The sequence below is a fragment of the Pseudorhodoferax sp. Leaf265 genome (assembly GCF_001422365.1).
GTDB lineage: Bacteria > Pseudomonadota > Gammaproteobacteria > Burkholderiales > Burkholderiaceae_C > Pseudorhodoferax.
Map to the genome: position 1 here is coordinate 75,864 of NZ_LMMT01000012.1, position 26,912 is coordinate 102,775.

The window sequence follows — 26,912 nt, forward strand, 5'->3', positions numbered from 1 at the left end:
AGACCCACCATGCCGCAACACGCACAGATCTTCGTCAACCTGCCCATCAAGGACATGGCGCGCAGCCAGGCCTTCTTCCGCAGCCTGGGCTACGAGTTCAACCCGCAGTTCACCAACGCGCAGGGCGCCGCGCTGGTGCTGGGCGAGAACCTGTTCGCCATGCTGCTGGTCGAGCCCTTCTTCCAGAGCTTCACCAAGAAAACCATCGTCGATGCGCACCAGAGCGTCGAGGTGCTGGTCTGCCTGTCGTGCAGCGGCCGCGAGGAGGTCGACGACCTCGTGCGCAAGGCCCGCGCGGCCGGCGCCACCGTGCCCAACGAGGCGCAGGACTACGGCTTCATGTACTCCCACGGCTTCACCGACCTGGATGGGCATGTCTGGGAACTGGTCCACATGTCGGGCGAGCCGCCGCAAGCCTGATGCACGAAGCCACGCACGCCGCGACCCACGCAGCGATCGCCGCGGTCTGGCGCATCGAGTCCGCCAGGATCGTGGCCGTGGTCGCGCGCATGACGCGCGACATCGGCGTGGCCGAGGAACTGGCGCAGGACGCGCTGATCGCCGCGCTCGAGCACTGGCCGCGGGACGGCGTGCCCGACAACCCGGGTGCCTGGCTCACGACCACGGCCAAGCGCCGCGCGCTGGACCATTTGCGGCGCGACAAGCTGGCGGCTGACAAGCTGGAGCAGGTCGGCCATGACCTCGAAGCACAGGAGGCCTTGATCGTGCCGGACTTCGTCGATGCGCTGGACGCCGCACGCGCCGACCAGATCGGCGACGACCTGCTGCGGCTGATTTTCACGGCCTGCCACCCGGTGCTCTCGGCCGAGGCGCGCGTGGCGCTCACGCTCAAGCTGCTGGGCGGCCTGTCCACGCAGGAGATCGCGCGCGCCTTCCTGGTGCCCGAGCCCACCATCGCCCAGCGCATCGTGCGCGCCAAGCGCCAGCTGGGCGAGGCCGGCGTGGCCTTCGAGCTGCCGCAGGGCGCGGCGCTGGCCGAGCGCCTGGCCTCGGTGCTCGAGGTGGTCTACCTGGTCTTCAACGAGGGCTACACGGCCACGGCCGGCGACGACTGGATGCGGCCCGAGCTCGTGCAGGAGGCGCTGCGCCTGGGCCGCATGCTGAGCGGCCTGGCGCCCCAGGAGCCCGAGGCCTGGGGTCTCATCGCGCTCATGGAACTGCAGGCCTCCCGCGCCGCGGCGCGGCTGGACGAGGCCGGCCGGCCCGTGCTGCTGGCCGACCAGGACCGCGGCCGCTGGGACCGGCTGCTGATCCGCCGCGGCCTGGTGGCGCTGGAGCGCGCGGCCGCGCTGGGCGGTGCCGATGGCTTCTATGCGCTGCAGGCCGGCATCGCCGCCTGCCATGCGCGCGCGCCCGCGGCGGCGGACACCGACTGGGCCCGCATCGCCGCGCTGTACGGCCGGCTCGCACAGGTGGCGCCCTCGCCCGTGGTCGAACTCAACCGCGCCGTGGCGGTCGGCATGGCCGAGGGCCCGGCCGCGGCGCTGGTGCTGGTCGACCGCCTGCAGGGCGACAAGGCCTTGCGCAACTACCAGTGGCTGCCCAGCGTGCGTGCCGACCTGCTGGGCAAGCTGGGCCGCCACGCCGAAGCCCAGGCCGAATGGCTGCGCGCCGCCGGGCTGGCCGGCAATGGTGCCGAGCGCACGCTGCTGCTGGCCCGTGCCGCCCAGGCCGCGGCGCAGGGCTAGAAGCGCGCCGTGGCGCCGACGAAGTACATGCGTCCGCCGTTGTCGTAGTTGGCACCGGTCTCGCGGGTCTGCTTGTCGGCCAGGTTGACGACGCCGGCGCGCAGCGTCAGCGCTTCGTTCAGGCGGTAGTTGGTCGCCAGGTCCACCGTGGTGTAGGCCTTGGCGAAGGTGCTGGCCGTGCCCGTCACCACCACCTCCTTGCCGGTGTAGCGCGCGCTGAGGTCGGCGCTCCAGTCCGGCCGGATCTGCCAGCTCAGCGCCGAGCTGGCGACGAGCTTGGGAACGGCCAGCAGCGCGGCGCCCGTGGTCAGGTTCCTGGACTCGAACATGCGCGTGAAGCTGTTCTTCCATGCCAGGCCCTTGGCCAGCGGCACGTTCAGGTAGGCCTCCAGGCCGCGCGTGCGGGCGCGCTGGGCGTTCTCCATGCGCGTCCACCAGTAGCCGTTGAAGAAACCCAGCGGCTGGTAGTCGATCTTGTTGCGGAAGTTGGTGTGGAAGTAGGTGGCCCCGGCCGACCAGCCGGCCTCGTCGTACCCCAGGCCCAGCTCGTGGTTGATGCTGGTCTCGGGTTGCAGGTCGGGGTTGCCGACCATGAAGCAGCCCGGCCTGCCTTCGGGATCGCGGAAGCTGCTGGTCCAGCCCATGCCGGCCAGGCTGCGGCAACCGTTGCCGCCGGACTGTGTGGCCGCGCTCGGCGAGTTCTCCTTGAGTCCCGGCGCACGGAAGCCGCGCGAGACGCCGCCGCGCACGGTCCATGCCTCGGCCGGGTGATAGACCACGTAAGCGCGCGGGCTCCAGTTGGTGCCGTACTTCCTGTGCCGGTCCATGCGCAGGCCCAGCGTCAGCGAGAGGTTCTCGCGCAGGAACAGGGTGTCCTCGCCGAACAGCGCCCAGGTGCTGTTGCTGAGGCCTGTGCCAGTGACCGGCGCGCCGGTGTAGTCGATCGGTGCCAGGCCGATGGTGTCGCGGTTCTCGAGCTCCTCGCGGCGCCACTGGCCGCCCAGGGTCAGCACGTGGTCCAGGCCCAGCAGCTTGAGCGGCAGGTCCACGCGGCCGTCCAGCGTGGTGTCGCGCGCGTTGTTGCCGATGGTGTCGCCCTGGTCCTCGTACCTGTGGTGCGTGAGGTTGAGCTTGGAACGCACGTCGCCCCACCTGCCGTCGTGGCTCAGGCCGAAGTGGGTGTGGACCAGCTTGGCCAGGCCCCAGGCGCCGACCAAGGGGTCGCCGTCGGCATCGACGGTCTTCGAGTCGGTGGCGCGTTGTGTGCCCTGGCCGGCTTCGAAGCCCAGCACCTGGTCGGGCGTGAGCTGCCAGTTCAGCAGCGCGTTGAGGCTCTGGTTCTTCGCGCCGGCGGTGGACTGGTAGCCGCCCGTGAAGCCACCCGTGGACTCATCCGCATCGCGCACCGTGTAGTTGCCGCCGATGCGCAGGCCGATCCGGTCGGACAGCGGCCCGCTGATGTGGAAGCCGGTCTGCTTGCGGTCGCCGCGCTCCGAGTCGCTGGGCCGGGAGTAGTTGGCCGTGACCGAGCCGCCCCAGCGCGTGCCGATCTTGCGGGTGATGATGTTGATCACGCCGCCCATGGCGTCCGAGCCGTACAGCGAGGACATGGGGCCGCGCACGACTTCGATGCGCTCGATCATCTCGGGCGTGATCCAGTCCAGGTCCTGCTGGCCCAGGTCGTCGCGGTAGTTCACGCCGGCCGAGCTGCCCTGGCGCTTGCCGTCGACCAGGATCAGCGTGTACTTGTCGGGCAGGCCGCGCAGCTTGATCTTCGACTGCGGGCCGGTGGCGGCCGTGCCGCCGGTCACGCCGGGGATGGTGGACAGCAGCTCGCCGATGCTGGTGACGGGCTTCTTCTCGATGTCCTCGCGCGTGATCACGCTGATGCTGGCCGGCGCCTCCTGGATGTCCACCGCCTGGCCGGAGGCGGTGACCACGACGGTCTGCAGGGCCTGGTCGGCGTTCTGGGCGTAGGCCTGGGCCAGCACAAGGCTCAGGAGACAGGGCGCAAAGGCCAGGCTGCGGGTGCGGATGCGTGCGTTCACGGGACCTCGTTGGATGGTTTTCCTGCCGGCGCGGGAGCGTGGCAAATGAGAAATATTCGCAATGCGGATAATAGAAACCGGTCACCGTTCCTTCACCTTTCTTATGAATTCTTTGCAAACCTGCTGGCGGCCGTTGCGGGCCATCACGCCAGGGCACCTGGATGTCACCGCAGCGCGCGTGCTGCTGGTCGACGACGACCTGGAGCTGTGCCGCATGCTGCAGGAGTTCCTGGAGGCCGAGCCGGTGCAGCTGGACTGCGTGCACGACGGCGGCGAGGCCGCCGAGCGGCTGGCGCGCGAGCGCTTCGATGTGGTGCTGCTGGACGTGATGCTGCCCACGCTGGATGGCTACGCCGTGCTGCGCGCGCTGCGTGCCCAGGCCCTGGTCACGCCCGTGCTGATGCTCAGCGCGCGCGGCCACGAGGACGACCGCATCATGGGCCTGGAGGCCGGTGCCGACGACTACCTGCCCAAGCCCTTCAACCCGCGCGAACTGCGCGCCCGCCTGTTCGCCATGCTGCGGCGCGGCCTGCGCCCTGCGCCCGGGGCGCCGCTGCCGGAGCCGGCCCTGTCCCTGGATGCCTTGCGGCTGCTGCCGGGCAAGGCGGTGGCGGCCATCGGTGGGGTGACGGTGGCGCTGACCGCGGCCGAGGCGCGCATCCTGGAGGCGCTGATGCGCGCGCCCAACCGGCCGGTCTCGCGCGCCCAGCTCACGCGCTGGGGCCTGGGGCGCGCCCTGCTGCCGGCCGACCGCAGCCTGGACACGCATGTGAGCAACCTGCGCCGCAAGCTGGGCCTGGACGGCGCGCGCGCCGGCGCGCCGGTGCTGCGCAGCGCGCGCGGCGTGGGCTATGTGCTGCACGCGGCGTTGCCGGCACACGCTGCGGCGGAGGTGCCGGCCTGAACACGCGCCTGTTCCGCCGCCTCTTCCTGTCGTTCTGGGCGGCGCTGGTGCTGATCCTGCTGGTCGGCAGCGGCGTGACGCTGGCTGTGACCTCGGCGCGGCTGCATGCGCTGGACGGCGTCAGCTCCGCCGAGCTCACGCAGGCCGCGCGCCACGCGGCCCGTGCGGGCGATGCGGCACTGGGCCAATGGGTGCGCCGCACCGAGGCGCAGTACGCCAGCCTGCGCGTGTTCCTGGTGGACCGTGCGGGGCGCGAACTGCTGGGCCGGCCGCTGCCGGTGCGGCTGCAGGACTGGGTCCAGCTGAACCTGGCCCAGACGGTGGCGCTGTGGGAGGGCGGGCCGGCCAGCGCCGGCCCGGCCGTGCACCGCGCCCATGTGCCGGTGCCCGACTCCTGGTGGAACGTGCCGGCCATCGAGAGCGCCGGCGGCGGCGTGCATTTCGCGCTGTTCCTGCCATTCGATTCCTCGGCCTACGAGGTGCTGGGCGTGCCGCATGTGCTGGTGCTGTTGTTTCTGTGCGCGGTGTGCGTGAGCGGCCTGGCCTGCTGGGTGGTGGCGCGCCACATCATGCGGCCCGTGCTCGGCGTGCAGCAGGGCCTGCGCAGCCTGGCGCGCGGCGAACTCGGCGCGCGCATGGGCCCGGGCCTGGCCGGCCGCAGCGACGAACTGGGCGCGCTGGCGGCCGACTTCGACGCCACCGCGCAGCGGCTGCAGGAACTGGTCTCGGCCCAGGAACTGCTGCTGCGCGATGTCTCGCACGAGCTGCGCTCGCCGCTCACGCGGCTGCGGCTGGCCCTGGAACTCGCGCGCCGCGGCGGCCCCGGCATGCCGGCGCAGCTGGACCGCATCGAGCGCGAATGCGCCCGGCTCGACCTGTTGACCGGCCAGGTGCTGCGGCTGGCACGCCTGCGCGAGCCGCGTGCTGCCGCCCGTGCGCCGCTGGACCTGGCGGCCCTGGTCGGCGACACGGTCGCCGACGTGGCCTACGAGGCCGAAGCCGCCGGCAAGGCCGTGGCCTGGCAGCCACCGCGCCAGCCGGTGCTGCTGCACGGCGCTGCGGCCGAGCTGTCCAGCATGCTGGAGAACGTGTTGCGCAATGCGCTGCGCTTCACGCCGCGCGGCGGGCAGGTCGACGTGGGCCTGGAACTGCAGGGCGGCGCGGTCGCCCTGTCGGTGCGCGACCGCGGCCCGGGCATCGCGCCCGAGCACCTGGACCAGGTGTTCGCTCCCTTCTTCCAGGCCGACCTGTCGCGCGCCAGCGGCCACACCGGTGCCGGCCTGGGCCTGCCGATCGCGCAGCGCGTGGCACAGCGCCATGCGGGCGAGATCCGGCTGGTCAACCGCGCGGGCGGCGGGTTGCGCGTGGAGATCGTGCTGCCGTGCTGAGCGGGCTTGTCACGCCGCTGTCACGGTGGCCCGAACAATCCCCTGGCATGCAACACCCGTTCCCGATCCGTGTGCTTTTCCTGTGCAACAGCAACGCGGCGCGCAGCCTGATGGCCGAGTCGCTGCTGCGGCACCTCGACAGCAGCCGCTTCGCCGCCTACTCGGCCGGCAGCACGCCGACGCCGGACGGCCAGCCCGACCCGCGCACCTTGCAGGCCCTGGCAGCGGCAGACCTGCCCACCGATGGCCTGCGCAGCAAGGGCTGGGATGAATTCAGCGGCCCGGATGCGCCGCACATGGACCTGGTGGTCACGCTGTGCGACGAGGCCGCGGGCGAGACCTGCCCGGTCTGGCCCGGCCACCCCGCCACGGCGCACTGGTCGCATGCCGATCCGCGCGCCGAGGGCGCGCAGGACCCTGAACGCTTCGTGCACGCCGTGCATGGGCTGCGCCGGCACATCGAGCTGCTCGTGAACCTGCCCGACGAGCGCATCGACCGGCTGGTGCTGCAGGCCGAGGCGCGCCAGCTCGGCCAGGTGTGACTTGCGGCATCTTGCCGGCACGCCGCTGAACGCGTCAGATCGACGGCGCCGCGCCTTTCCTGCTGGAGCCCTGCCATGAAGCTGTCCCGCCTGACGATTGCCACCTTCAACCTCTACAACCTGAACCTTCCCGGCCTGCGGATCTACACCGGCGCCGGCTGGACCCAGGAACAGTACGAGCGCAAGATCGCCTGGACGGCCCACCAGCTCAAGCTGCTGGCACCCGACGTGCTGGGCGTGCAGGAACTCTGGCATGCCGACGCGCTGGCCGCGGCCTTGGACGCATCCGGCCTGGCCGACCAGTACGACATGCTGGTGCCGCCGGACGCGAACGGCACGCACATCGTCTGCGCGGCCCTGGTGCGCAAGGGGCTGCTGGTGGGGGCGCCCGACTGGATCACCGCGTTTCCCGAGGGCTTCGTGCTGCGCTCCAAGGGCGACGATCCGCAGACGCCGCAGATCGACGTGAACATCCAGGGCTTCTCGCGCCCGGTGCTGCACTTCACGGTCCTGCCGCGCGACAAGCAGCCGGCCGTGCATGTCTACGTCTGCCACTTCAAGTCGAAGGCGCCCACGCAGGTGTTCAAGGAAGACTGGTACGACAAGGCCACCTACGGCCGCCACGCCAAGGGCCTCGGGTCGGCGCTGTCCACCATCCGCCGCACGGCCGAGGCGGCGGCGCTGCGCTTTCTGCTCAGCGCATCGATGCAGGGCAACGACACGCCCGTCATCGTGCTGGGCGACATCAACGATGGCCAGCACAGCAACACCGCCAACATCCTGACCGAGCAGCCGCGCTACCTGGTCGGCGACTCCGAGGGCGGCGGGGACCTGGCGCTGTACACGGCGCAGACGCTGCAGGAGTACCGCGACACGCGCGACGTCTACTACACCCATGTGCACCAGGACATCCGCGAATCGCTGGACCACATCCTCGTGAGCCAGGAGTTCTACGACAACAGCAAGAAGCGCCTGTGGATGTTCGACGGCCTGGTGATCAACAACGACCATCTGAACTTCGAGGACCACAAGGGTCTCGGGACGAACGACCACGGCATCATCCGCGCTGCGTTCAAGTACAGGCCGGTGACGGCGAAGTCACCGGCCTGAGCGTTTACAGCACGCCCTGCGCGATCATCGCGTCGGCCACCTTCACGAAGCCGGCGATGTTGGCGCCGTCCACGTAGCTCACGCTGCCGTCCTTGCGCGTGCCGTGCTTCACGCAGGCGCCGTGGATGCTGCGCATGATCTCCAGCAGGCGCGCGTCCACTTCCTCGCGCGGCCAGCTGATGCGCATGGCGTTCTGGCTCATCTCCAGGCCCGAGGTGGCGACGCCGCCCGCGTTGCTGGCCTTGCCCGGCGCGAACAGCACGCCGCGTTCCTCGAACACCTTCACGGCCTCCAGCGTGGAGGGCATGTTGGCGCCCTCGGCCACGCACAGCACGCCGTTGTCGGCCAGGCGACGCGCGTCCTCGCCGGTCAGCTCGTTCTGCGTGGCGCAGGGCAGGGCCACGTCGACCTTCACGCCCCAGGGCGTCGCGCCCTTCTCGAAGCGGCCGCCGGCGCGCTTGGCGTAGTCGGCCACGCGGCCATAGAGGTGGTTCTTGACTTCCATGAGCTCGGCCAGCTTCTCGGTCGTGAAACCGTCCTCGTCGACCACGGTGCCGCTGGAGTCCGACACCGTGACCACCTTGGCGCCCAGCGCCATGGCCTTCTCGATGGCGTACTGCGCCACGTTGCCGGCGCCCGAGACCGACACGCGCAGGCCGTCCAGCGACTTGCCCTGGTGCGCCAGCATCTCCTGCGCGAAGTACACGGTGCCGTAGCCGGTGGCCTCGGGCCGGATCAGCGAGCCGCCGAAGGCCAGGCCCTTGCCCGTGAACACGCAGTCGGCGCGGTTGGTCAGCTTCTTGACCATGCCGGCGATGAAGCCGACCTCGCGCCCGCCCACGCCGATGTCACCGGCCGGCACGTCGGTGTCGGCGCCCACATGGCGGAACAGCTCGCTCGCGAAAGCCTGGCAGAAGCGCATGACCTCGGCCGGGCTCTTGCCCTTGGGGTCGAAGTCGGAGCCGCCCTTGCCGCCGCCCATGGGCAGCGTGGTCAGCGCGTTCTTGAGCGTCTGCTCGAAGGCCAGGAACTTCAGGATCGACAGATTCACCGAGGGGTGGAAGCGCAGGCCGCCCTTGTAGGGGCCGATGGCCAGGCTGTGCTGGATGCGGTAGCCGCGGTTGACCTGGATCTGGCCGTGGTCGTCCTGCCAGGACACGCGGAACACCACGATGCGCTCGGGCTCGACCAGCCGCTCCAGCAGGCTCTGCTCCGCATAGCGCGGGTGCTCGGCGATGAAGGGCCACAGGCTTTCCATGACCTCGGTCACGGCCTGGATGTATTCGGGCTGGCCGGGGTTGCGCTGGGCGACATGGGCCATGAAAGCGTGGCAATCGGTGTACGGCATGAGCTGATGCAGGGATGGAATAACGTTGGAGGGGCGCCATTCTCGTGCATTGATGCACCAACATGGATTTCATGCCTGCTGTCCGTGTGCGAACTGGTGCGTTGTGCTCCAGATCGGTGCGTCGGCTTGGGTCAGATGTCCAACCGCAGCACGGGACTGTGCGCGCCGGAGCAGCAGACCATCATGGTCTGGTTGGCGGCACGCTCGGCCGGGCCGAGCACGCTGTCCTGGTGCGCGGGCAGGCCGTCGAGCACGCGCGTCGCGCAGGCGCCGCAGATGCCCTGCATGCAGGAATAGGGCGCATCGATGCCGTTGGCCAGCAAGGTGTCCAGGATGGTCATGCCGGGCGCGACCGGCAGCCGCCGGCCCGAGCGCGCCAGTTCGACCACGAAGCCGCCCTGCACGGCCGGCGCCTGCTGTGCGGCGAAGCGCTCCAGGTGCACGCGCTCGGCCGGCAGCGCGGCGGTGGCCTGTTCGAAGGCCTGCAGCATGGCCTGCGGCCCGCAGCAGTAGAAGTGCGCGCCGGCCGGTGCGGCCTGCACGGTGCGCGCGAGGTCCAGGCGCCCGTCGGCCGTGTCACCGAAGTACAGCTGCACCCGGCCCGGCGCCTGCGCCTGGAGTTCGTCCGCAAAGGCGGCGCGTGCCCGTGCGCGGCAGGCGTAGTGCAGCTCCCACGGCCGGCCCAGTTGCGCCAGCCGGGCCTGCATGGCGCGCAGCGGCGTGATGCCGATGCCACCGGCGACCAGCACGCTGTGGGCCGCATCCTCGCGCAGCGCGAAGTGGTTGCGCGGCAGGCCGATCGGCAGCAGCGTCCCCACCTGCAGCCGCTCGCGTCCTTGCTCGACGTGCCGAAGTACAGCCACCACATGGCCAGCGTGCCGAGGAAGGTGGCCACCAGCGCCTGAAGCACCTCGGACGACCAATGCCCTGCGGCGGACAGGCTTGCACCGGTGGCCAGCAAGGTTTCGCCCAACGCGACGATGACGAACATCTGGCAGCGTTCCGCCAGGTGGCCGCCTTCGATGCTCCAGTCCCGGGTGTTGGAGCGGCCCATGCCCGGCACGGCGAAGCCCACCATCGGTGCGCCGTACTCGCACACCACCGCAATGAACCAGAGCAAGGCGCGCGTTTCGTGCTCGGCCAGTGCGCCGGCGATCCAGAACACCGCCGAGACCATGAGCCGGACCAGCATGCGCCGGTAGTTCGCGGCCAGCGCATGGCCGGACGGCAGCTGCAAGGCGATGAAGGCCGTGCGCCCGACCTGGATGGCCACATAGGACAGCGCGAAGACCATCCCGCGCTCCCCGAAGGCCTGGGGGAGGCTGGAGGCCATCAACAGACCCAGCAGCATGTTGGCGAAGATGAGACCGCGGATGTGCGGCGTTTCGGGATCGAACCAGTTCGTCACCCAGGAGGTGTACTGCCAGCCCAGCCAGACGGCGAACCACAGGATCTGCACTTCGATGACGCCGGCGGCCGTGAGGTGGTGCAGCAACTGGTGGCTGAGCTGCGTGACGGCAAACACATAGACCAAGTCGAAGAAGAGCTCCTCGAACGTCACATGGGCGTGGTGTCCGTCACACTGCCGCAGCAGGGTGGTGCGCGGAAGCAGCGCTGCCTTGTGTCGCGTGGGCTGGGTGCATGTGGCCTTCCTTGTCGTGTTGGTATGGGCAGATGCCAGTCCATCGACGGTCCTATTCAGTTCGTTGCCTATGCAATCACGGCAAACGTTTGTCGACAATCCGGCGTCCTCAGGCTGCTGGCGTTGTCAGCGGCCACCACGCCGGCAGCAAGGCCCGCACCGCGCGGCGGGAAAATCGCTCGTCGATGAGCACGACCACGCCCCGGTCCTCGCGTGAGCGGATCACGCGGCCTGCCGCCTGCACCACCTTGCGCAGGCCGGGGTACAGATAGGCATAGTCGTAGCCGGCGCCGAATGCGTCCTGCATGCGCCGGCGCATCTCCTCGTTGACGGGATTGACCTGGGGCAGGCCGAGCGTGGCGACGAAGGCGCCGATGAGCCGATCGCCCGGCAGGTCGATGCCCTCGCCGAAGCTGCCGCCCAGCACCGCAAAGCCGATGCCGGCCCCACCGGGCGCAAACCGGGTGAGGAAGGCCTCCCGCTCGGCCTCGTCCATGCGCCGGGTCTGGCGCCAGTGCGGGATGGCCGGATGCATCCGTGCGAACGCGTTGGCCACCAGCTCCAGGTAGTCATGGCTGCTGAAGAACGCCAGGTAGTTGCCGGGCTGCGCCAGGTACTGCTGCGCCATCAGTGCGGCAATGGGCGCGGCAGACGCCTGCCGTTCGGTGAAGCGGGTGGAAATGCTGTCGGCCACGCGCACGCGCAGTTGCTCGGCGGCATAGGGCGATGCGATGTCGACGAAGGGCGTGTCGGCCGGCAGTCCCAGCGTGTTGCGGTAGAACTCGGGCGGCGCCAGCGTGGCTGAGAACAGCGTGCTGCTCCACGCCGCCGCCAGCCGCGGTGCCAGGAATTCTGCCGGGATCAGGTTGCGGATGTGCAGTTCGGCATCGTTGCGCCCCGTGCCCCTGCCGGCCGGCAGGCGCGTCACGTCGACCATGGAATGCTGGCCGAAGCTCTGCACCAGCCGCAGCAGTTGCAGGGCCTCGAACCAGAACGACTGCAGTGCGCCGTCGAGCGGATGCGGCACGCCCGGGGCGGCATCGGCGAAGTAGTCGCCCAGCGCGGCGGCGGCATTCTGCAGCGCCGTGGCCCAGGCGGCCGGTGGCGCCTCGCGCGTGCTGTAGGAGCGCTCGTCCTCGGCCAGCAGGGCGCGCCATTGCCGGTCCAGCCGTTCGAGCGGGCGACGCAGCGCGGCGGGCGCCTCGCGCGCCAGCGCGCGCACCGTGCCGCGCTGCATGCCCGCCGAGTACATCGCGCGACCGCGGTCGACCAGGTTGTGCGCCTCGTCCACCAGCACGCCCACACGCCATTCGTTCTGCAAGGCCAGCGCGTACAGCATGGCGCTGCCATCGAACCAGTAGTTGTAGTCGCCGACCACCACGTCGGCCCAGCGCGCCAGTTCCTGGCCCAGGTAGTAGGGGCACACCTGGTGCGCCAGCGCCACCTCGCGCAGTGGGGCGCGTGCCAGCGGCCCTGCGGCCACCGCCGCGCCGCGGGCCGCCGGCAACCGGTCGTAGAAACCGCGTGCCAACGGGCAGGACTCGCCATGGCAGGCCTTGTCGAGATGCTCGCAGCTCTTCTCGCGCGCCGTCAGCTCCAGCACGCGCAGCGGCCGGCCCGCGGGCGCGATGCGCGCCAGGGCATCCAGCGCCAGCTGGCGGCCCGGTGTCTTCGCCGCCAGGTAGAACAGCTTGTCGATGCCCTTGCCCGGGCAGGCCTTGAGCAGCGGGAACAGCGTGCCCACCGTCTTGCCGATGCCCGTGGGGGCCTGCGCCAGCAAAGGCCGGCCGCGCGCGGCCGCGCGGTACACGGCTTCGGCCAGATCGCGCTGGCCGGGCCGGAACGCCGCGTGCGGAAACGCCAGCGCTGCCAGGGCCGTGTCACGCGCCGCACGGTGGGCTTGCTCCTGCGTGGCCCAGGCCAGGAAACGCTGGCATTGCTGCTCGAAGAAGGCCTGCAGCGCAGCCGCTTCGTGCCGTTCCTCGAACACCGTCTCGCGCTGGCTCGCAATGTCGAAGTACACCAGCGCCAGCGTCAGCGCGGGCAGGCCGCGCTCGGCGCACAGCAGGGCGCCATAGACCTTGAGCTGGGCCCAGTGCAGGACCCGTTGCTGGGCCGGCTGGCGCGTCAGATCGCCCCGGTGGGTCTTGATCTCTTCGAGCCGTCGCCGGGCAGCGTCGAAGCCGTCGGCGCGGCCGCGCACCTGCAGCGCGCCGTGGCGGCCCTGCACCCGCACCTCGGCCTCGTAGTCCGCGGCGCGCCGCCCGGTCACCAGCGCATGGCCGGCGATGCCTTCCAGCGCGGTGGGCGCGGGTGTGAAGCGCAGGTCCAGGTCCCCGGCCTTGGCGGTGAACTCGCACAGCGCGCGCACCGCCACGGCATACGGAGCCGGCGCTGCAGGCGTGCCGTTCAAGGGCAGCTCAGCACCGTGCCCTGCTGCGTGCACAGCTGCCCCTGCGGATCGACCAGTTGGTTGCCGGTGCGGTTCAGCCGCTGGCCCTGGCTGTCCCAGCAGCCGCCTGCGTCGCAGCGCGCCGCCTGCGAGGGCTGTGGCCGGGGTGGTGCCGCGGCGGTCGGTGCTGCGGGCGCTGTGGGCGCCGCGGCGGGTGCCGGCGCAGGCACTGGTGGCAGCACGACCAGCGGGCGCTCGGCGCGCGAGGGCGGTGGGGCATCTGCTTCGGCACGGAAGCAGGCGCGTGCCGCGCGCTGGCGTGCCGCACGCAACAGAACGATGTCGGGTTTCTGCTCGGCCATGATGGCGTCGAGCCGCTCGCGAGCGGCCAGGCAGGCGGGCGACTTCAGCGCATCGTCCAGCGACATCGCCGCGGCGCCCATTGCCAGCCCCGCGAGCAGGGGGGCAACAAGCATCCGGCCACCCGATCTCATGGCGCGCTGTCCTTGGGATAGCGCCGCGCGCCCAGCAGGTACAGCGCCGCGCCCACCAGCAGCGTGCCGGCCGCCACCATCAGCGCCAGCGTGAAACCACGCGCTGGCGAGCCCGACCAGCCGATCAACAGCGCCACCAGCGGCGGCCCCAGCACCTGGCCGATGCCGTACAGCGCCGTCAGCAGTCCCATGGTGCTCGCCGCGCTGGCGGGCCGCAGGCGGCGCACCTCCTGCATCGCGAAATAGGTGATGGCCGTGAATGGCAACCCCAGCAGCAGGCTGCCCAGCACGAAGCCCGGCAAGGTGGGGCTGACCAGGCTCATGGCCACGCCCACGGCCTGCACGCCATGGCACAGCGCCAGCATCCGGCGCATGTCGCCGCTCAGGGCGACACGCGTGGTGGCCATGGCACCCAGGATCACGCCGACGCCGAAGATGGGCCAGAACAGGTCGAGCCAGACCGAGGCCGGCAACGCAGCGCGGGCGATCACGGGCAGGAACGTGGCGGTGATGATGTAGCCGAAGCCGGCGCAACCGTAGCCCGCAGCCAGCAGCGCCACCTCGCCACGCGAAGCCGTGCGTTGCGCGGCGGCCGGGCCGGCCGCCACAGCCACCGGCGGCGCCGGCAACTCGCCGCGTTGCAGCACCGGACGCACCGCGGCCGCCATGGCAGCGGCTGACGCGCCGAACACCAGCCAGCCCAGCCGCGCGCTGCCGTCCCCGGCCACCACCGCACCGGCGATCAGGCCGCTCAGCACGATGCCCGTGCCCGGCCCCGCGTAGATCATGCCGCCCAGCGCACCGCGGCCGCGCCGCGCCAGCTGTGCCAGGCACCAGCCCGAGATGTAGACGAAGACGAGGGCGCTGGCCACGCCGGCCGCGAAGCGCAGCGCCGGCCACAGCGCTGGCCAGGGCAGGGCCATGGCCAGCGTCAGCACGATGGTGGCGGCGAGGCCGGCCTGCACCATGCGTGCGGCGTCGGGCGGTGGTGGGTTGCCGAGCCGGCGCCAGAGCCAGGGCTGCAGCGTGCACAGCACTGCGCCGAGCAGGTAGCCGAGATAGTTGGCGCTGGCCAGCCAGCTGGCACCGGCCAGGTCGATCACGCCGTCGTGCAGCATCATGGGCATCAGCGGCGTGAACGCGAAGCGGCCGATGCCCATGGCCACGGCCAGGCCCACGGCACCGGCGGCAGCGATGGCCCAGGGGCCGTACGCCACCGGGGCCGGCGCGTCGGATGGAATCGATGACATAGGGGAATGGGGCAGGGGGCGGCCGGCATGTTAGCGCCCGGCCCGCGCCGGCGCTGGCCAGGGGGCATGGGCATGGAACACGTTCTAAGATCCCCGCCATGAGCCTACCCTCGCGATTCTGGTCTGATCTCGGCACGCGCGACTTTGCGCGGCTGGACCCCGCCGCCACCGTGGCCGTGCTGCCCGTGGCTGCCACCGAGCAGCACGGCCCGCACCTGCCCGTGCGGGTGGACGCGGCGCTGGTCGACGGTGTCATCGCTGCCGCTTTACCGCACCTGCCCGAGGCCCTGCCCGTGCTGTTCCTGCCGACCCAGGCCATCGGCCGCAGCAGCGAACACGAGCGCTTTCCGGGCACGCTGTCGCTGTCGGCCGAGACCACGATCCGCCTGTGGACCGAGATCGGCGAGTCGGTCGCGCGCGCCGGCCTGCGCAAGCTGCTGATCTTCAACAGCCATGGCGGCCAGGTGTCCATCATGGACATCGTGGCGCGCGACCTGCGCACGCGCTGCGAACTGCTGTGCTACCACGCCAGCTGGTACACGCTGCCGCTGGGCGCGGATGTGGAGGGCCTGTTCAACGCAGAGGAACACCGCTTCGGCATCCATGGCGGCGACATCGAGACCTCGATGATGCTGGCGCTCGATCCGGCCCGCGTCGACATGGTGCAGGCACGCCATTTCCGCTCCACGTCGCAGGACCGTGCCGCCGCCTACCCCATCCTGGGCAACGGCAAGACCGCCAAGCTCGGCTGGCAGATGCAGGACTACAACGCCGAAGGCGCCGCCGGCAACGCCGCCAATGCCACGGCCGAGAAGGGCCGGGCGCTCGTGGAGGCCGCCGGCCGCCAGCTCGCGGCGCTGCTCGGCGAACTGTCCAGCCTGCCGCTCGCCACGCTGGTCGACGCACCGCGGCTGTCCGACTGAGTGGCCGACCCGAAGGTGCCGCTCGCGCTCGCGCTCGACCGCGCAGCGCCCACCGCGCTGACCGAGCAGATCGCAGCCGGCCTGCGCAGCGCGATCGAACAGGGCCGGCTGGCTCCGGGCGCACGGCTGCCGTCGTGGCGCGACCTGGCCTCCCAACTGGGCGTGGCGCGCGGAACGGTGCGTGCGGCCTACGAGACGCTGATCGACGCCGGCCTGGTCCAGGCCCTGGGCGCGGCCGGCACGCACGTGGCGCGGCGCGTGCCTGTGCGGCCGCAGGACGACCTACCGGCCACGGCCGCGCCGAGCCCGCTGCCCGGGCTCGTGCGCGGCAATGGCGTGTTCCAGATGGGCGTGCCGGCGCAGGACGGCATCCCGGCCAAGCTCTGGTCGCGCCTGTTCGTGCGCGCTGCGCGCACGGCCGCCGGTGCCGCGCCGGACTACCCCGATCCGCGCGGCGAGCCCGCGTTGCGCACGCAGATCGCCGCCATGCTCGCCGTGGCGCGTGGCCTGGCCTGCAGCCCCGCCCAGGTCTACGTGACGGGCGGGCACGCCGCCTCCGTCGCGCTCGCCGTGCGGGCCCTGGGTCTGGCGGGCCAGGCCTGGACCGAGGAGCCCGGCTACCCGCTCACGCGCAAGCTGCTGGCCACGCTGGGCCTGGACACCGTGGCCGTGCCCGTGGACGCGCAGGGCCTGGACGTGGCGGCCGGCCAGGCGCTGGCGCCGCAGGCCGCGCTGGCCGTGGTCACGCCGGGCCAGCAGGCGCCGCTGGGCGTGGCGCTGGCACTGGCGCGGCGCCGCGCGCTGCTCGACTGGGCCGTCCGCCAGCAGGCCTGGGTCCTCGAAGACGATTACCTCGGCGAACTGCAGCTGCAAGGCCGCGCCGCGCCCGCTCTCGGGGCCGATGTCGGCGCGGCGCGCGTGCTGCACGTGGGCACCTTCAGCAAGACCATCAGCCCGGCGCTGCGCCTGGGCTTCCTGGTGGTGCCGGCCGACCAGGTCGCCCGTTTCGATGCCGCCACCGCCCTGCACGGCAGCGCGCCTGCGCCGCTCGTGCAGCAGGCTGTGGCCGAACTGCTGCGAGGCGGCCACCACCTGCGCCACCTGCGGCGCATGAAGCGCCTGTACCAGCAGCGGCGCGATGCGCTGCTGGCCTGCCTGCGCGCGGCCGGCATCACCCACCGCGCTGCCGGGCTGGCCGTGCTGCTCCAGCTGCCGCCCGGGCGCGCCGACGTGGCGCTCGTGCGCGCGGCCCGGGCCCTGGGCCTGTCGCCCGCGCCGCTGTCGCCCTGGTACGCGCGGCCCGCCCCCGAGCACAATGGCCTGCTGCTCGGCGTGACCAATCTCCGCGTGGAGGAGGCTGCGGCGCACTGGGCCCGGTTGCAGTCGCTGATCGACGCCGACCTCTAACATCGGCCCATGCCCATCCTGCGCACTTCCCCCGCCTCGCCCTTCGGCCGCAAGGTCCGCATCGCCGCCGCCGTCGCCGGCCTGAGCGATCTCATCCGCATCGAAGCGGCCGATACCAACGACGCCAGCGACCTGCTGCGCCAGCAGAACCCGCTCGGCAAGATCCCCACGCTGCTGCTGGACGATGGCGAGCCGTTGTACGACTCGCGCGTGATCGTTGAATACCTCAACGAGACTGCGGCCACGCCCGTGCTGGTGCCGCCCGGGCCGGGCCGCCTGGCCGTGCTGCGCCACCAGGCGCTGGCCGACGGCCTGCTCGACGCCTGCATCCTGCAGGTCTACGAAGGTCGCTACCGTCCGCCCGAGTTGCGCGGCGAGCAATGGCTCGCGCACCAGCGCGGCAAGATGGAGCGCGCGCTGGCGCACCTGGCCAGGCACCACGCCGTGCCCGGCGCGGGCGTGCCGCACATCGGCGAGATCGCCCAGGCCTGCGCGTTGGGCTACCTCGACCTGCGCTTCGCGGGCGCCTGGCGCACCGAACACCCGGCACTCGTGGCCTGGCTGGAGGACTTCGCGGCCCGCGTGCCGGCCTACGCGCAGACTGCGCCGACGGCCTGAGCCGCCTTCGGCACCATGCGAAGCCCCACGCCGATCCGGTTGAATGCGTTCATGAGGCTCACGGCCAGCGTGAGATCGCCGATCTCGCGTTCGCCGAACACGGCGGTGAGCGCCGCGTAGTCGGCGTCGGGCGCCTGCGTCTGCGCCACCGCCGTGAGGCTCTCGGCCCATTGCAGCGCGGCGCGCTCGCGCGCGTCGAACAAGGGCAGCGCCTCGCGCCACACCGGCACCAGCAGCAGCTTGTCCACGGCCATGCCCAGCGCGAGCAGGTCGCGCGAGTGCATATCGATGCAGTAGGCGCAGCCGTTGATCTGCGACACGCGCAGATAGACCAGGTCCACCAGCGGCTTGGGCAGGCTGCATTGCGCGAGGTAGGCGCTGGTGGCGTACAGGCCCTTGGCGGCGTTCGGTGCCGCGTCGTTGAGCAGGAGTCGTTGCGTCATCGTTCTTCAGTTCTGGAGTTCGAGGGGGGCGGGCTGCGCTGCCGCGAGCTGCGCGACCTGGCGCAGTGCGTCGTCCCAGGCCGCGGCCAGCGCGTCGGGCCCGCGCACCGTGGCCTGCAGCACGAAGAAGTGCAGGTCGTGCAGGCCCATGGTGTTGAGCACGGCGCGCAGATACGGCGTCAGGAAATCCGGCTGGCGCGCGCGCTCGCCCAGGAACATCCCGCCCGAGGCGACAGCGATGTAGACCGGCCGGTTGCGCAGCAGCCCGCGCTTGTGGCCCTCGGGTGTGGGCGCAAAGGTGCGGTGGATGCGCAGCACATGGTCGATCCAGGACTTGAGCACCGAGGGCACGGTGAAGTTGTGCATGGGCGTGCCGAGCACGATGGCGTCGGCCTGTTCGAGTTCGGCGATCAGCGCGTCCGAGCGCACCAGTGCACCGGCCGCGGCACCCGCCGGCTGCCTGCCGGCCAGCGCATCGGCGTAGGCGCCGTCCACATGCGGCAGCGGCTCGGCGGCCAGGTCGCGCAGCTGCACCTGCGTGACCGGGTGCAGCACGCAGAGCCGCTCGACGATGGCCTGCGCCAGCCGCGCGCTGTGCGAGCCCTGAACACGCGGGCTGCAGGCGATGTGCAGCAGCTTCATGCGGCCACCTCCGTCGGCACGGCGCAGCTGAAGCGCGTGGCCTTGTTCGCCAGACCCTGGGCCGCGTAGAAGCGCTGCGCGGCCGTGTTGGCGATGGCGGTGTCCAGCACGACGTGGGCGCAGCCGGCCTGCGCGGCCAGAACGCGTGTGGCCGCGATCAGCCGCGCGCCCCAGCCCTGGCCGCGCACCTCCTCGCTGCTGACGAGGTCATCGATGTACAGGAAGCGGCCGTAGACCAGGTTCTCCTGCAGCCGGTAGCCGGCCAGCGCCAGCACACGCTCGCCGTGCCAGGCGGCCAGCACGCGGTAGCTGTGCTGGCGCATGCGCTGCACGCGCTCCAGGTAGTCGTCGATGCCGGCCAGCTGCGGGCGCAGCTGCTGCGCCACGGGCCAGCAGGCGCGCAGCGCGGCGGTGTCCTCGGCGTGGCGCAGTGCCGTGCCGGGTGGCAGGGGGGTGCTTGTTGCGGTGTCCATGTTCCTTCCTTGGGGATGGAGGCACTGTAGGAACGCGGTGGCGTGGCCACCAGACCCAAGAATGCGCGATCGGAGTGGACCAAGATCCCGGCGCCGGCTGCACGTCGGCGTGCTCAGCGCACCGTGTCCCGCGCCAGCTGCGCGATGCGTTCCGCGAACTGCCGGGCCAGCAGCGACGGTCGCTCGGGCCGCGTGATCGCGTACAGCCGCACGACACGCCGGGGCAGCAGGGGCCGCACCGGCAGGTCGTCTGCCACGGCGCGCACCGACAGCTGGTCCACGACGGCAATGCCGGCACCGGCGCGCACCAGTGAGGCCGCCACGAAGGTCTGGCCTACCTCGATGCCGATCCGGCGCGTGGCGCCGGCCTCGGCGAACGCGCTCTCGGTCTCGAAACCGATCGGCAACGTGGAGCTGAACGAGATCAGCGGAACGCCATGCAGGTCCTTGGCCGACACCGACTTGCGCGCCGCCAGCGCATGGTCGCGGGGCAGCAGGCACACCAGGCGCGAACGGCCGATCTCGGTGGCCACCACCTCGCTCTGGCGCGGCACGTCCCAGGCGTAACCGATGTCGGCGCTGCGCGTGCGCACCAGCTCCACCACCTCGTAGTTCAGCGCGGTCTGGATCGACACGCGCGCGTCGGGCGCCAGCGCGGCGGTCTGGCCCAGCACCGTGGCCACCAGCGTCGAGGCCACGGACGGGTTGCAGGCCACCGACAGCCGGCCGCCGCGCAGGTTGCGCAGGTCGCCGGAGGTGCGCTCGACGGCCTCGATCTCGCGGTACACGCGCTCGATGTCGCGCTGCAGCGTCAGGGCCTCGGGCGTCGGCGACATGCGGCCGCCGCGCCGCTCGAACAACAGCATGCCGATGCGGCCTTCGGCGTTCTTCAGCGTGCGGCTCAGCGCCGGCTGCGACACCGCGAGCAGGCGCGCGGCGCCGGTGACCGAGCCCTCCTGCAGCACGGCGCGGATGACTTCGATGTGTCTGAGCGTGAGGCTCATGGGTAAACCCTCGGGTATGCAGTCCGTCTATGGACCAGCGAAGAATCGGTATTGGACAGGATGGTCAGCGCCTTTCCACAATCCGCCGCCATGGAGACACCACAAGGCGCCCGCATCGCCCGCATCGACGGCTTCGAAATCGCCTGCACGCTGCCCGAGCCGATCGGCAACGCGATGCGCTTCTTCGACCGCCGCGTCACGCTGCTGGTGCGCTTGACGGACACCGACGGCCAGGCCGGCTGGGGCGAGACCTGGTCCATGCCGGGTGCGGCGGCCGCCGCCATCCGCGGCGGGCTGGCCCAGGCCGTGCTGGCGCAGGCCGATGGCGCGCCGCGCGTGCTGTGGAACGCGATGGCCCAGACCCTGACCTACGACCGGCGCGGCGTGACCACCATGGCCATGAGCGCCATCGACATCGCGGCCTGGGACCTCGCGGCCCGCCGCGCCGGCATGCCGATCGCGCGGCTGCTGGGCGGCGCGCTGCGGCACGAGGTGCCGGCCTATGTCAGCGGCCCCTTCCTCAAGCCGGGCGGCGACCCCTACCGCGACTTCGAGCGCGACATCGACGGCTACCTGCGCGACGGCTTTCAGGCGATGAAGCTGCGCCTGGGCCTGGACGCGCGCGCCGAGGGCGCCCTGCTGGCCGGCCTGCGCCGGCGCGTGGGCGACGCCTTCCCGCTCATGGCCGACCTGAACGAAGGCGCCACGGTGCGCTCTGCGCTGGCGTTCGCGCAGCACTTCGCGCCGAGCGACCTGGTCTGGCTGGAGGAACCCATCCGCCACGACAACCTGCCGGGCTACGTGCAACTGTCCAAGGCCCTGCCGATGGCACTGGCGGGCGGCGAGGCGCTGCTCGGCGTGACGCCCTTCCGCGACTTCCTCGCGCAAGGCGCTCTGGACGTGGTGCAGCCCGACCTGGCGCTGTGCGGTGGCTTCACCGAAGGCCTGAAGATCGCGGCACTGGCCGACGCGCACGGGCTGCCGGTGGTGCCGCACGTCTGGGGAACGGCCATCAACTTCCACGCGTCGCTGCAGTTCATCGCGGGCCTGCCGGAGCTGCGCGGCCCGGGCCTGCGCTACCCGCTGTTCGAGTTCGACCCCTCGCACAACCCGTTCCGCGACATGTGCGGCGCCGTGGGCGTGCGGCCCGACGGCCGCATCGCCATCCCGGACGGGCCGGGCCTGGGCATCGAGGTCGACCCGCGGCAGTTCCGCGAGCACTTGGTCGACCAATGGTCCGTGACCCGCTGATTGCATCGATTCCAAAGAGTGAGGAGACATCCACCATGAAAAGCAGAACCTTCCTGGCTGTGGCCGCCAGCGCGCTGCTCGGCTGGGCCGCGGCGCCCGCATTGGCGCAGGAGCCGGTCTCGCTGCGCGTGGCCTACGTGCAGGCGCCCGACCATCCGCACGGGCTGGGCATCCGCCGCTTCGCCGAACTCGTGCAGCAAAAGAGCGGCAAGCGGATCGAGGTCAAGACCTTCGGCAGCGCCACGCTGGGCGGCGACGTGGCCGTGCTGTCCTCGCTGCGCGGCGGCACCATCGACATGACGGTGGTGATCCCCAGCCTGTTGACCGGCATGGTCAAGGAGTACGTGCTGCTGGACCTGCCCTTCCTGTTCAACAGCTACGCCGAGGCCGATGCCGTGCTCGACGGCCCGGTCGGCAAGCGTCTGCTCGACCTGCTGCCCGACAAGGGCCTGATCGGCCTCGCTTACTGGGACCACGGCTTTCGCATCGTGACCAACAGCCGGCGCCCGATCGCCAAGGCCGAGGACTTCGCCGGCCTCAAGCTGCGCGTGCCGCAGAGCACCATCTTCCTCGACACCTTCGGCGCGCTGGGTGCCAACGCGGTGCCCATGCCCATCCCGGAGCTCTACGGCGCGCTGGAGACGCGTGCCATGGACGGCCAGGAGAACCCCTTTGCCGCGGTCGAAGCGCTCAAGCTGCAGGAGGTGCAGAAGTTCGCCTCGGCCACCAACCACGCCTACAACCCGCTGGTCGTGGTATTCAGCAAGATGAAGTGGGACAAGCTCGCGCCGGCCGACCGCCAGATCCTCATGGACGCCGCGGCCGAGGCCGGCGCCTACGAGCGCAAGGTCTCGCGCGAGGCCAACGACAAGGCCGCTGACAGCCTCAAGGCCAAGGGCCTGCAGGTCAACACGGTGGCGCCGGCCGAGGCCGCGCGCATGCGCGAGAAGGTGGCGGCCGTGAACGCCAAGTACGTGAAGGAGGGCGGTGAGGCACTGGCGGCCGAGATGCTGGCCGAGATCGAGAAGGTGCGCGGCAAGCGTTGAGTGGCCGGCGAATGTCCGCGGCGCGCATGCAGCCAAGGGCTTCCCGGCCACAATCCGGGCATCGATTTCTCCGATGACCCGCATGATCGCCATCACCCCCACCATCTCCGCCGGCAACGACCGCCCCTTCGTGCTGTTCGGCGGCATCAACGTGCTCGAGTCCCGCGACCTGGCCCTGCGCACCTGCGAGGAGTACGTGCGCGTCACGACCAAGCTGGGCATTCCCTACGTGTTCAAGGCCAGCTTCGACAAGGCCAACCGCTCCTCCATCCACTCCTACCGCGGCCCGGGCCTGGAGGAGGGCATGAAGATCTTCGAAGCCGTCAAGGCGCAGTTCGGCGTGCCCGTCATCACCGACGTGCACGAGCCCTGGCAGGCCCAGCCCGTGGCCGAGGTGGTCGACGTGCTGCAGCTGCCGGCCTTCCTGGCGCGCCAGACCGACCTGGTGGTGGCCCTGGCCAAGACCGGCCGCGTGGTCAACATCAAGAAGCCGCAGTTCCTGAGCCCGCCGCAGATGCTCAACATCGTCGAGAAGTTCAAGGAGGCCGGCAACGAACGCATCATCCTGTGCGACCGCGGCACCTGCTTCGGCTACGACAACCTGGTGGTGGACATGCTGGGCTTCGGCGTGATGAAGAAGACCACAGGTGGACTGCCGCTGATCTTCGACGTGACCCATGCGCTGCAGCAGCGCGACCCCACGGGCGCGGCCTCGGGCGGACGCCGCACCCAGGTGGTGGACCTCGCGCGCGCCGGCATGGCCGTGGGCCTGGCCGGTCTGTTTCTCGAGGCCCATCCCAACCCCGACCAGGCCAAGTGCGACGGCCCCAGCGCGCTGCCACTGGACAAGCTCGAACCCTTCCTGGCCCAGGTCAAGGCCATCGACGATCTCGTGAAGTCGTTCGCGCCGCTGCAGATCGACTGACTGCCATCTCTGCGCGGGCTCAGAGCAGCCCGCGCAGCGCGGCCAGCGCGCCGTCCACATCGCCCATCTGCGCGCGCACCACGGCGCCGTCCAATGCCACACCCACCGCCTGCGCGCGGGCCGCACGCTGCGGGCCGGGCGGCAGCAGCTCGGCGATCACCTGTTCCATCTCCTGCTTGTGGCGCCGCGCGGTGTCGGCCGCGCCCTGCACGCTGGCGCCCACCTCCACCACGCTGTTGATGAAGGCGCAGCCGCGGAATGTCGGTGTGCGGAACCACTCCTCGAGCGCACCCCGCAGTGGCTGCAGGCCCGGCGCCTGGCCGGCGCCATGGCGGCCCAGCGCGTCGACGAACCAGGCCATCCAGCGTTCGTGGCGGTGGTCCAGGAAAGCGCGCACCAGGTCGTCCTTGGAGGCGAAGTGGCGGTAGAAGGTCAGCTTGGCCACGCCGCTTTCGGCGATCAGCCGGTCCACGCCGGTGGCGCGGATGCCGTCGCGGTAGAACAGGTCGTGCGCGGTGGCAAGGATGCGCTCGCGCGCCGAAGGGGTGGTCGTCTCCATGCCGGGCATTGTAGACAGGTCTGTCTATCTGCATTAGCATTGAAGTAGACGAACCTGTCTACTTCAAGGAAAACCCATGAACGCCGACGAACAACGCCCGCCGTTGCCCCCCTTCACCGCCGAATCCGCCGCGCAGAAGGTGCGCCTGGCCGAAGACGGCTGGAATTCGCGCGACCCCGACCGCGTGGTGCTGGCCTACACGCCCGACACCGTCTGGCGCAACCGCGCCGAGTTCCCGGTCGGGCGTGAGCAGGCCCGTGCGCTGCTGCAGCGCAAGTGGGCGCGCGAGCTGGACTACCGGCTCGTCAAGGAGTTGTGGGCCTTCCACGCGGACCGCATCGCCGTGCGCTTCGCCTACGAATGGCACGACGACAGTGGACACTGGTTCCGCAGCTACGGCAACGAGAATTGGGAATTCGACGCCGATGGCCTCATGGCGCGCCGCTTCGCCAGCATCAACGACCTGCCGATCCAGGCGTCGGAGCGCAAGTTCCACTGGCCGCTGGGCCGGCGGCCGGACGACCATCCTGGCCTGTCCGATCTCGGCCTCTGACCGGCGTCGGGTCGCTCCAACTTCCTACAGTTCTGGGCGCGCGCCGCGCCGACCATGGGCCCGCACCTTTCGTGAAGGAACAACAATGGACCTGTCGACCCCCACCATGCACGACCTTTTCGCCCAGCTGGGCCTTCCCAGCGACGAGGCTGCGGTGCAGGACTTCATCGCGCGCCACCGCCCCGTGCCCGAAACCATCGCCTTGCCCGACGCGCCGTTCTGGACGCCTGCGCAGGCCCAGTTCCTGCGCGAGCAATGGCAGCGCGACGCCGAGTGGGCCGAGGTGGTGGACCAGCTCAATCTGGCACTGCGTCCCTGAGCCGGCAGCAACCGCTGGCACAGCGGTTGCATGCCCCCGGGTCCATGCATGCAGATGCCCTGGACCTGGCCACGACGGCCGACACCGCCGTCCACCCCCTGTGGCAACAGCAGCTCGGCCTGCTGCTGCAGTCCACGGGTGACGGCATCTTCGGCATCGACCTCGACGGCCGCTGCATGTTCATCAACCGGGCCGGTGCGCGCCTGATCGGCCATGCGCCGGCGGCGCTGCTGGGCCGCAACATGCACGAGGTGACGCACCATTCGCATGCCGACGGTGCGCACTACGCCGACGAGGACTGCCCGATCTTCAACGCCTTCCGCCGCGGCCTGCCCTGCCGGATCGACAGCGAGGTCTTCTGGCGCGCCGACGGCACGGCCTTTCCGGTCGAATACTCCAGCTACCCCATCGTCGACGGCGGCGAGGTGCGCGGCGCCGTCATCACCTTCGTCGACATCACCGAGCGCCGGCGCGCGGCCGATGCGCTGCGCCACGCGCGCGACGAACTGGAGCAGCGCGTGGCCGAGCGCACGCACGCGCTGTCGCTCGCGCTGCAGCGCCAGCGCGAACTCTCGGCCCACCTGGACACCGTGCGCGAGGAGGAGCGTACGCGCATCGCGCGCGAGGTGCACGACGAACTCGGCAGCCTGCTCGTGGCGCTCAAGATGGACGTCAACTGGCTGGACAAGCGCCTGGCCGAGCAGCAGGCGCGCAGCGCGCACGAGGCCGAGGCCATGCGCACGCGCATGCGCAGCAAGTGCAGCAACATGAGCCGGCTCATCGAATCGGCCGTGGACAACGTGGGCCGCATCATCACCGACCTGCGCCCCAGCATCCTGGACCATCAGGGCCTGTGGGCCGCGCTGGAATGGCAGGCGCAGGAGTTCGTGGCCGCGGCCGAGCTGCGGCTGCACTGGCGCATGCAGGTGGCCGGCGCGCCCGAGCCCGGCGGCGCGCAGGCCATGGCCGTGTTCCGCATCTTCCAGGAGATGCTGTCCAACGTGGGCCGCCACGCGCATGCGCGCACGCTGTCGGTGGATGTGCAGGCCTGCGCGCGGCAGCTGCGCCTGGCCGTTCACGACGACGGCGTGGGCGCGCCCCCCGCGGCCTTCGAGGCGGGCACAGCCTACGGCGTGATGGGCATGCGCGAGCGCGCACGGCACTTCGGCGGGCGGATCGAGATTGCCAGCGTACCTGGAGCGGGCGCCACCTTCAGCTTGCAGATGCCGCTGGGGGCCGCGCCATGACGGCCCCCATCCGGGTGTTGCTGGCCGACGACCACCGCATCGTGCGCGAAGGCCTGAAGCAGGTGCTGGCCGATGCGCCCGAGGTCCAGGTCGTCGCCGAGGCCGCCAGCGGCGCCGAGGTGCTGCAGGCCGTGCGCGCCGCCGGCGCGGGGCTGGACCTCGTGCTGCTGGACATCGCCATGCCCCAGGGCGACGGCCTGGACGTGCTGGAGACACTGCGCCGCGACTTCCCTGCGCTGCCGGTGCTGATGCTCAGCACCTACCCCGAGCGCCAGTACGCCGTGCGCTGCATTCGCCTCGGCGCGGCCGGCTACCTGCACAAGGGGGCCGATCCCGACGACATGCTGGCGGCCGTGCGCAAGGCCGCTTCGGGCGGCATGTGGGTCAGCGGCGCCACGGCCGAAGCGCTGGCTGCGGCCATGGGCCGGCGTGGTGCACGGCCGGGCGCGGATGCGCTCTCGCACCGCGAGCACCAGGTGCTGCGCCTGCTCACATCGGGGCACAGCGTGGGCGAAATTGGTGCGCAGCTGGGCCTGGCGGCCAACACGGTCAGCACCTACCGGGCGCGCATCCTCGAGAAGACCGGTACCAAGAACGACGTGGAACTCACGCTGTACATGCTGGACCGGGGCTGACGCCCGCTGTTGTAGGGCTGGCCCTACAGGCCGTCGTGGT

27 protein-coding genes and 1 pseudogene are annotated in these 26,912 nt (G+C 71.2%); 16 read left to right on the top strand and 12 right to left on the bottom strand.

Going from position 1 to position 26,912, the window contains the following annotated elements; all coding sequences use genetic code 11:
- Positions 1 to 9 precede the first annotated feature (9 nt).
- Together ASF45_RS12170 and ASF45_RS12175 are read left to right on the top strand one after the other, a co-directional pair.
- Positions 10 to 420 carry a VOC family protein gene (locus tag ASF45_RS12170; RefSeq protein WP_056662143.1) on the top strand — a complete coding sequence of 137 codons (411 nt, stop codon included), beginning with the start codon at positions 10 to 12 and terminating at the stop codon, positions 418 to 420.
- Positions 420 to 1,709 carry an RNA polymerase sigma factor gene (locus tag ASF45_RS12175; protein ID WP_056662146.1) on the top strand — a complete coding sequence of 430 codons (1,290 nt, stop codon included), beginning with the start codon at positions 420 to 422 and terminating at the stop codon, positions 1,707 to 1,709. Before ASF45_RS12170 ends, ASF45_RS12175 begins: the two co-directional genes overlap by 1 nt.
- Here the strand turns inward: ASF45_RS12175 and ASF45_RS12180 are convergent.
- Complete coding sequence (locus ASF45_RS12180) at positions 1,706 to 3,757, bottom strand: TonB-dependent receptor domain-containing protein (RefSeq protein WP_235580889.1); 2,052 nt, start codon at positions 3,755 to 3,757, stop codon at positions 1,706 to 1,708. The genes ASF45_RS12175 and ASF45_RS12180 overlap by 4 nt on opposite strands.
- Positions 3,758 to 3,860: 103 nt before the next feature.
- On the opposite strand from ASF45_RS12180, the gene ASF45_RS12185 reads away from it, so the two are divergent.
- From ASF45_RS12185 to ASF45_RS12200, 4 genes are all read left to right on the top strand, one after another.
- Positions 3,861 to 4,661, top strand: a complete 801-nt coding sequence (locus tag ASF45_RS12185; protein WP_082550973.1) for a response regulator transcription factor — start codon at positions 3,861 to 3,863, stop codon at positions 4,659 to 4,661.
- 47 nt (positions 4,662 to 4,708) lie between these two features.
- On the top strand, positions 4,709 to 6,049 hold the full coding sequence (locus ASF45_RS36930) for an ATP-binding protein (protein WP_156472973.1): 1,341 nt from the start codon (positions 4,709 to 4,711) through the stop codon (positions 6,047 to 6,049).
- Positions 6,050 to 6,096: 47 nt separating this feature from the next.
- Positions 6,097 to 6,591 carry an arsenate reductase ArsC gene (locus tag ASF45_RS12195; RefSeq protein ID WP_056662149.1) on the top strand — a complete coding sequence of 165 codons (495 nt, stop codon included), beginning with the start codon at positions 6,097 to 6,099 and terminating at the stop codon, positions 6,589 to 6,591.
- Between the two features lie 75 nt (positions 6,592 to 6,666).
- Positions 6,667 to 7,701 (top strand): endonuclease/exonuclease/phosphatase family protein, encoded by a 1,035-nt coding sequence (locus ASF45_RS12200; protein WP_056662151.1) that lies wholly within the window; start codon positions 6,667 to 6,669, stop codon positions 7,699 to 7,701.
- A gap of 4 nt (positions 7,702 to 7,705) precedes the next feature.
- Here ASF45_RS12200 and gdhA read toward each other — a convergent pair whose 3' ends face one another.
- The 6 genes and pseudogenes from gdhA to ASF45_RS12225 form a co-directional block, all read right to left on the bottom strand.
- Positions 7,706 to 9,049: an NADP-specific glutamate dehydrogenase gene (gene gdhA / locus ASF45_RS12205; RefSeq protein WP_056662154.1), complete on the bottom strand. Its 1,344-nt coding sequence runs from the start codon at positions 9,047 to 9,049 to the stop codon at positions 7,706 to 7,708.
- Positions 9,050 to 9,180: 131 nt separating this feature from the next.
- A complete protein-coding gene (locus tag ASF45_RS12210) occupies positions 9,181 to 9,912 on the bottom strand; it encodes a PDR/VanB family oxidoreductase (protein WP_162243995.1) in 732 nt (243 codons plus the stop codon).
- A gap of 32 nt (positions 9,913 to 9,944) precedes the next feature.
- Positions 9,945 to 10,610 (bottom strand): annotated as a pseudogene (locus ASF45_RS34480) (low temperature requirement protein A); the annotation flags it as partial.
- Positions 10,611 to 10,800: 190 nt separating this feature from the next.
- Positions 10,801 to 13,104 (bottom strand): ATP-dependent DNA helicase, encoded by a 2,304-nt coding sequence (locus ASF45_RS12215; RefSeq protein ID WP_056662162.1) that lies wholly within the window; start codon positions 13,102 to 13,104, stop codon positions 10,801 to 10,803.
- Entirely contained in the window at positions 13,101 to 13,559 is a 459-nt protein-coding gene (locus ASF45_RS12220) for a hypothetical protein (RefSeq protein WP_156472975.1), read from the bottom strand. Before ASF45_RS12220 ends, ASF45_RS12215 begins: the two co-directional genes overlap by 4 nt.
- Before the next feature lie 14 nt (positions 13,560 to 13,573).
- Positions 13,574 to 14,827 carry a YbfB/YjiJ family MFS transporter gene (locus tag ASF45_RS12225; RefSeq protein ID WP_056662169.1) on the bottom strand — a complete coding sequence of 418 codons (1,254 nt, stop codon included), beginning with the start codon at positions 14,825 to 14,827 and terminating at the stop codon, positions 13,574 to 13,576.
- 98 nt (positions 14,828 to 14,925) lie between these two features.
- On the opposite strand from ASF45_RS12225, the gene ASF45_RS12230 reads away from it, so the two are divergent.
- The 3 genes from ASF45_RS12230 to ASF45_RS12240 are packed head-to-tail and all read left to right on the top strand — an operon-like array spanning position 14,926 to position 17,775.
- Positions 14,926 to 15,750 carry a creatininase family protein gene (locus ASF45_RS12230; protein WP_056662172.1) on the top strand — a complete coding sequence of 275 codons (825 nt, stop codon included), beginning with the start codon at positions 14,926 to 14,928 and terminating at the stop codon, positions 15,748 to 15,750.
- On the top strand, positions 15,751 to 17,157 hold the full coding sequence (locus ASF45_RS12235) for a PLP-dependent aminotransferase family protein (RefSeq protein ID WP_235580890.1): 1,407 nt from the start codon (positions 15,751 to 15,753) through the stop codon (positions 17,155 to 17,157).
- A gap of 9 nt (positions 17,158 to 17,166) precedes the next feature.
- Positions 17,167 to 17,775: a glutathione S-transferase family protein gene (locus tag ASF45_RS12240; protein ID WP_056662175.1), complete on the top strand. Its 609-nt coding sequence runs from the start codon at positions 17,167 to 17,169 to the stop codon at positions 17,773 to 17,775.
- Here ASF45_RS12240 and ASF45_RS12245 read toward each other — a convergent pair.
- The 4 genes from ASF45_RS12245 to ASF45_RS12260 all read right to left on the bottom strand — a co-directional run bounded on the left by ASF45_RS12245 (position 17,748) and on the right by ASF45_RS12260 (position 20,337).
- On the bottom strand, positions 17,748 to 18,218 hold the full coding sequence (locus ASF45_RS12245) for a carboxymuconolactone decarboxylase family protein (protein WP_056662178.1): 471 nt from the start codon (positions 18,216 to 18,218) through the stop codon (positions 17,748 to 17,750). The two genes, ASF45_RS12240 and ASF45_RS12245, sit on opposite strands and share 28 nt — an antisense overlap.
- A gap of 6 nt (positions 18,219 to 18,224) precedes the next feature.
- Positions 18,225 to 18,860 carry an FMN-dependent NADH-azoreductase gene (locus tag ASF45_RS12250; RefSeq protein ID WP_056662181.1) on the bottom strand — a complete coding sequence of 212 codons (636 nt, stop codon included), beginning with the start codon at positions 18,858 to 18,860 and terminating at the stop codon, positions 18,225 to 18,227.
- On the bottom strand, positions 18,857 to 19,333 hold the full coding sequence (locus ASF45_RS12255) for a GNAT family N-acetyltransferase (RefSeq protein ID WP_056662183.1): 477 nt from the start codon (positions 19,331 to 19,333) through the stop codon (positions 18,857 to 18,859). Before ASF45_RS12255 ends, ASF45_RS12250 begins: the two co-directional genes overlap by 4 nt.
- Positions 19,334 to 19,446: 113 nt before the next feature.
- Positions 19,447 to 20,337: a LysR substrate-binding domain-containing protein gene (locus ASF45_RS12260; RefSeq protein WP_056662186.1), complete on the bottom strand. Its 891-nt coding sequence runs from the start codon at positions 20,335 to 20,337 to the stop codon at positions 19,447 to 19,449.
- A gap of 90 nt (positions 20,338 to 20,427) precedes the next feature.
- On the opposite strand from ASF45_RS12260, the gene ASF45_RS12265 reads away from it, so the two are divergent.
- The 3 genes from ASF45_RS12265 to kdsA all read left to right on the top strand — a co-directional run bounded on the left by ASF45_RS12265 (position 20,428) and on the right by kdsA (position 23,559).
- Positions 20,428 to 21,588, top strand: a complete 1,161-nt coding sequence (locus ASF45_RS12265; RefSeq protein WP_162243996.1) for a mandelate racemase/muconate lactonizing enzyme family protein — start codon at positions 20,428 to 20,430, stop codon at positions 21,586 to 21,588.
- A 35-nt stretch (positions 21,589 to 21,623) separates the two neighbouring features.
- The gene (locus ASF45_RS12270) at positions 21,624 to 22,634 is read left to right on the top strand and encodes a TRAP transporter substrate-binding protein (RefSeq protein ID WP_056662194.1); all 1,011 of its coding nucleotides are present in this window, start codon (positions 21,624 to 21,626) and stop codon (positions 22,632 to 22,634) included.
- Between the two features lie 82 nt (positions 22,635 to 22,716).
- Positions 22,717 to 23,559, top strand: coding sequence for a 3-deoxy-8-phosphooctulonate synthase (gene kdsA / locus ASF45_RS12275; RefSeq protein ID WP_056662197.1), 843 nt, complete (start codon positions 22,717 to 22,719; stop codon positions 23,557 to 23,559).
- 19 nt (positions 23,560 to 23,578) lie between these two features.
- Here the strand turns inward: kdsA and ASF45_RS12280 are convergent, their stop codons facing one another.
- On the bottom strand, positions 23,579 to 24,118 hold the full coding sequence (locus ASF45_RS12280) for a TetR/AcrR family transcriptional regulator (protein WP_056663248.1): 540 nt from the start codon (positions 24,116 to 24,118) through the stop codon (positions 23,579 to 23,581).
- Positions 24,119 to 24,194: 76 nt separating this feature from the next.
- On the opposite strand from ASF45_RS12280, the gene ASF45_RS12285 reads away from it, so the two are divergent.
- The 4 genes from ASF45_RS12285 to ASF45_RS12300 all read left to right on the top strand — a co-directional run bounded on the left by ASF45_RS12285 (position 24,195) and on the right by ASF45_RS12300 (position 26,872).
- A complete protein-coding gene (locus ASF45_RS12285; RefSeq protein WP_056662199.1) occupies positions 24,195 to 24,671 on the top strand; it encodes a nuclear transport factor 2 family protein in 477 nt (158 codons plus the stop codon).
- 85 nt (positions 24,672 to 24,756) lie between these two features.
- Positions 24,757 to 24,990, top strand: coding sequence for a DUF2789 domain-containing protein (locus tag ASF45_RS12290; RefSeq protein ID WP_056662203.1), 234 nt, complete (start codon positions 24,757 to 24,759; stop codon positions 24,988 to 24,990).
- Between the two features lie 44 nt (positions 24,991 to 25,034).
- Positions 25,035 to 26,237, top strand: a complete 1,203-nt coding sequence (locus tag ASF45_RS12295) for a PAS domain-containing sensor histidine kinase (RefSeq protein WP_056662206.1) — start codon at positions 25,035 to 25,037, stop codon at positions 26,235 to 26,237.
- Positions 26,234 to 26,872, top strand: a complete 639-nt coding sequence (locus ASF45_RS12300) for a response regulator transcription factor (RefSeq protein ID WP_056662210.1) — start codon at positions 26,234 to 26,236, stop codon at positions 26,870 to 26,872. The genes ASF45_RS12295 and ASF45_RS12300 overlap by 4 nt, the downstream gene beginning before the upstream one ends.
- Positions 26,873 to 26,912 lie beyond the last annotated feature (40 nt).

Coding starts and splice junctions, on each gene's coding strand:
- ASF45_RS12170 (WP_056662143.1), top strand. CDS start 10: ATGCCGCAACACGCACAGATCTTCGTCAACCTGCCCATCAAGGACATG.
- ASF45_RS12175 (WP_056662146.1), top strand. CDS start 420: ATGCACGAAGCCACGCACGCCGCGACCCACGCAGCGATCGCCGCGGTC.
- ASF45_RS12185 (WP_082550973.1), top strand. CDS start 3,861: ATGAATTCTTTGCAAACCTGCTGGCGGCCGTTGCGGGCCATCACGCCA.
- ASF45_RS12195 (WP_056662149.1), top strand. CDS start 6,097: ATGCAACACCCGTTCCCGATCCGTGTGCTTTTCCTGTGCAACAGCAAC.
- ASF45_RS12200 (WP_056662151.1), top strand. CDS start 6,667: ATGAAGCTGTCCCGCCTGACGATTGCCACCTTCAACCTCTACAACCTG.
- gdhA (WP_056662154.1), bottom strand. CDS start 9,049: ATGCCGTACACCGATTGCCACGCTTTCATGGCCCATGTCGCCCAGCGC.
- ASF45_RS12220 (WP_156472975.1), bottom strand. CDS start 13,559: ATGCTTGTTGCCCCCCTGCTCGCGGGGCTGGCAATGGGCGCCGCGGCG.
- ASF45_RS12225 (WP_056662169.1), bottom strand. CDS start 14,827: ATGTCATCGATTCCATCCGACGCGCCGGCCCCGGTGGCGTACGGCCCC.
- ASF45_RS12230 (WP_056662172.1), top strand. CDS start 14,926: ATGAGCCTACCCTCGCGATTCTGGTCTGATCTCGGCACGCGCGACTTT.
- ASF45_RS12240 (WP_056662175.1), top strand. CDS start 17,167: ATGCCCATCCTGCGCACTTCCCCCGCCTCGCCCTTCGGCCGCAAGGTC.
- ASF45_RS12245 (WP_056662178.1), bottom strand. CDS start 18,218: ATGACGCAACGACTCCTGCTCAACGACGCGGCACCGAACGCCGCCAAG.
- ASF45_RS12250 (WP_056662181.1), bottom strand. CDS start 18,860: ATGAAGCTGCTGCACATCGCCTGCAGCCCGCGTGTTCAGGGCTCGCAC.
- ASF45_RS12255 (WP_056662183.1), bottom strand. CDS start 19,333: ATGGACACCGCAACAAGCACCCCCCTGCCACCCGGCACGGCACTGCGC.
- ASF45_RS12260 (WP_056662186.1), bottom strand. CDS start 20,337: ATGAGCCTCACGCTCAGACACATCGAAGTCATCCGCGCCGTGCTGCAG.
- ASF45_RS12265 (WP_162243996.1), top strand. CDS start 20,428: ATGGAGACACCACAAGGCGCCCGCATCGCCCGCATCGACGGCTTCGAA.
- ASF45_RS12270 (WP_056662194.1), top strand. CDS start 21,624: ATGAAAAGCAGAACCTTCCTGGCTGTGGCCGCCAGCGCGCTGCTCGGC.
- kdsA (WP_056662197.1), top strand. CDS start 22,717: ATGATCGCCATCACCCCCACCATCTCCGCCGGCAACGACCGCCCCTTC.
- ASF45_RS12280 (WP_056663248.1), bottom strand. CDS start 24,118: ATGGAGACGACCACCCCTTCGGCGCGCGAGCGCATCCTTGCCACCGCG.
- ASF45_RS12285 (WP_056662199.1), top strand. CDS start 24,195: ATGAACGCCGACGAACAACGCCCGCCGTTGCCCCCCTTCACCGCCGAA.
- ASF45_RS12290 (WP_056662203.1), top strand. CDS start 24,757: ATGGACCTGTCGACCCCCACCATGCACGACCTTTTCGCCCAGCTGGGC.
- ASF45_RS12295 (WP_056662206.1), top strand. CDS start 25,035: ATGCATGCAGATGCCCTGGACCTGGCCACGACGGCCGACACCGCCGTC.
- ASF45_RS12300 (WP_056662210.1), top strand. CDS start 26,234: ATGACGGCCCCCATCCGGGTGTTGCTGGCCGACGACCACCGCATCGTG.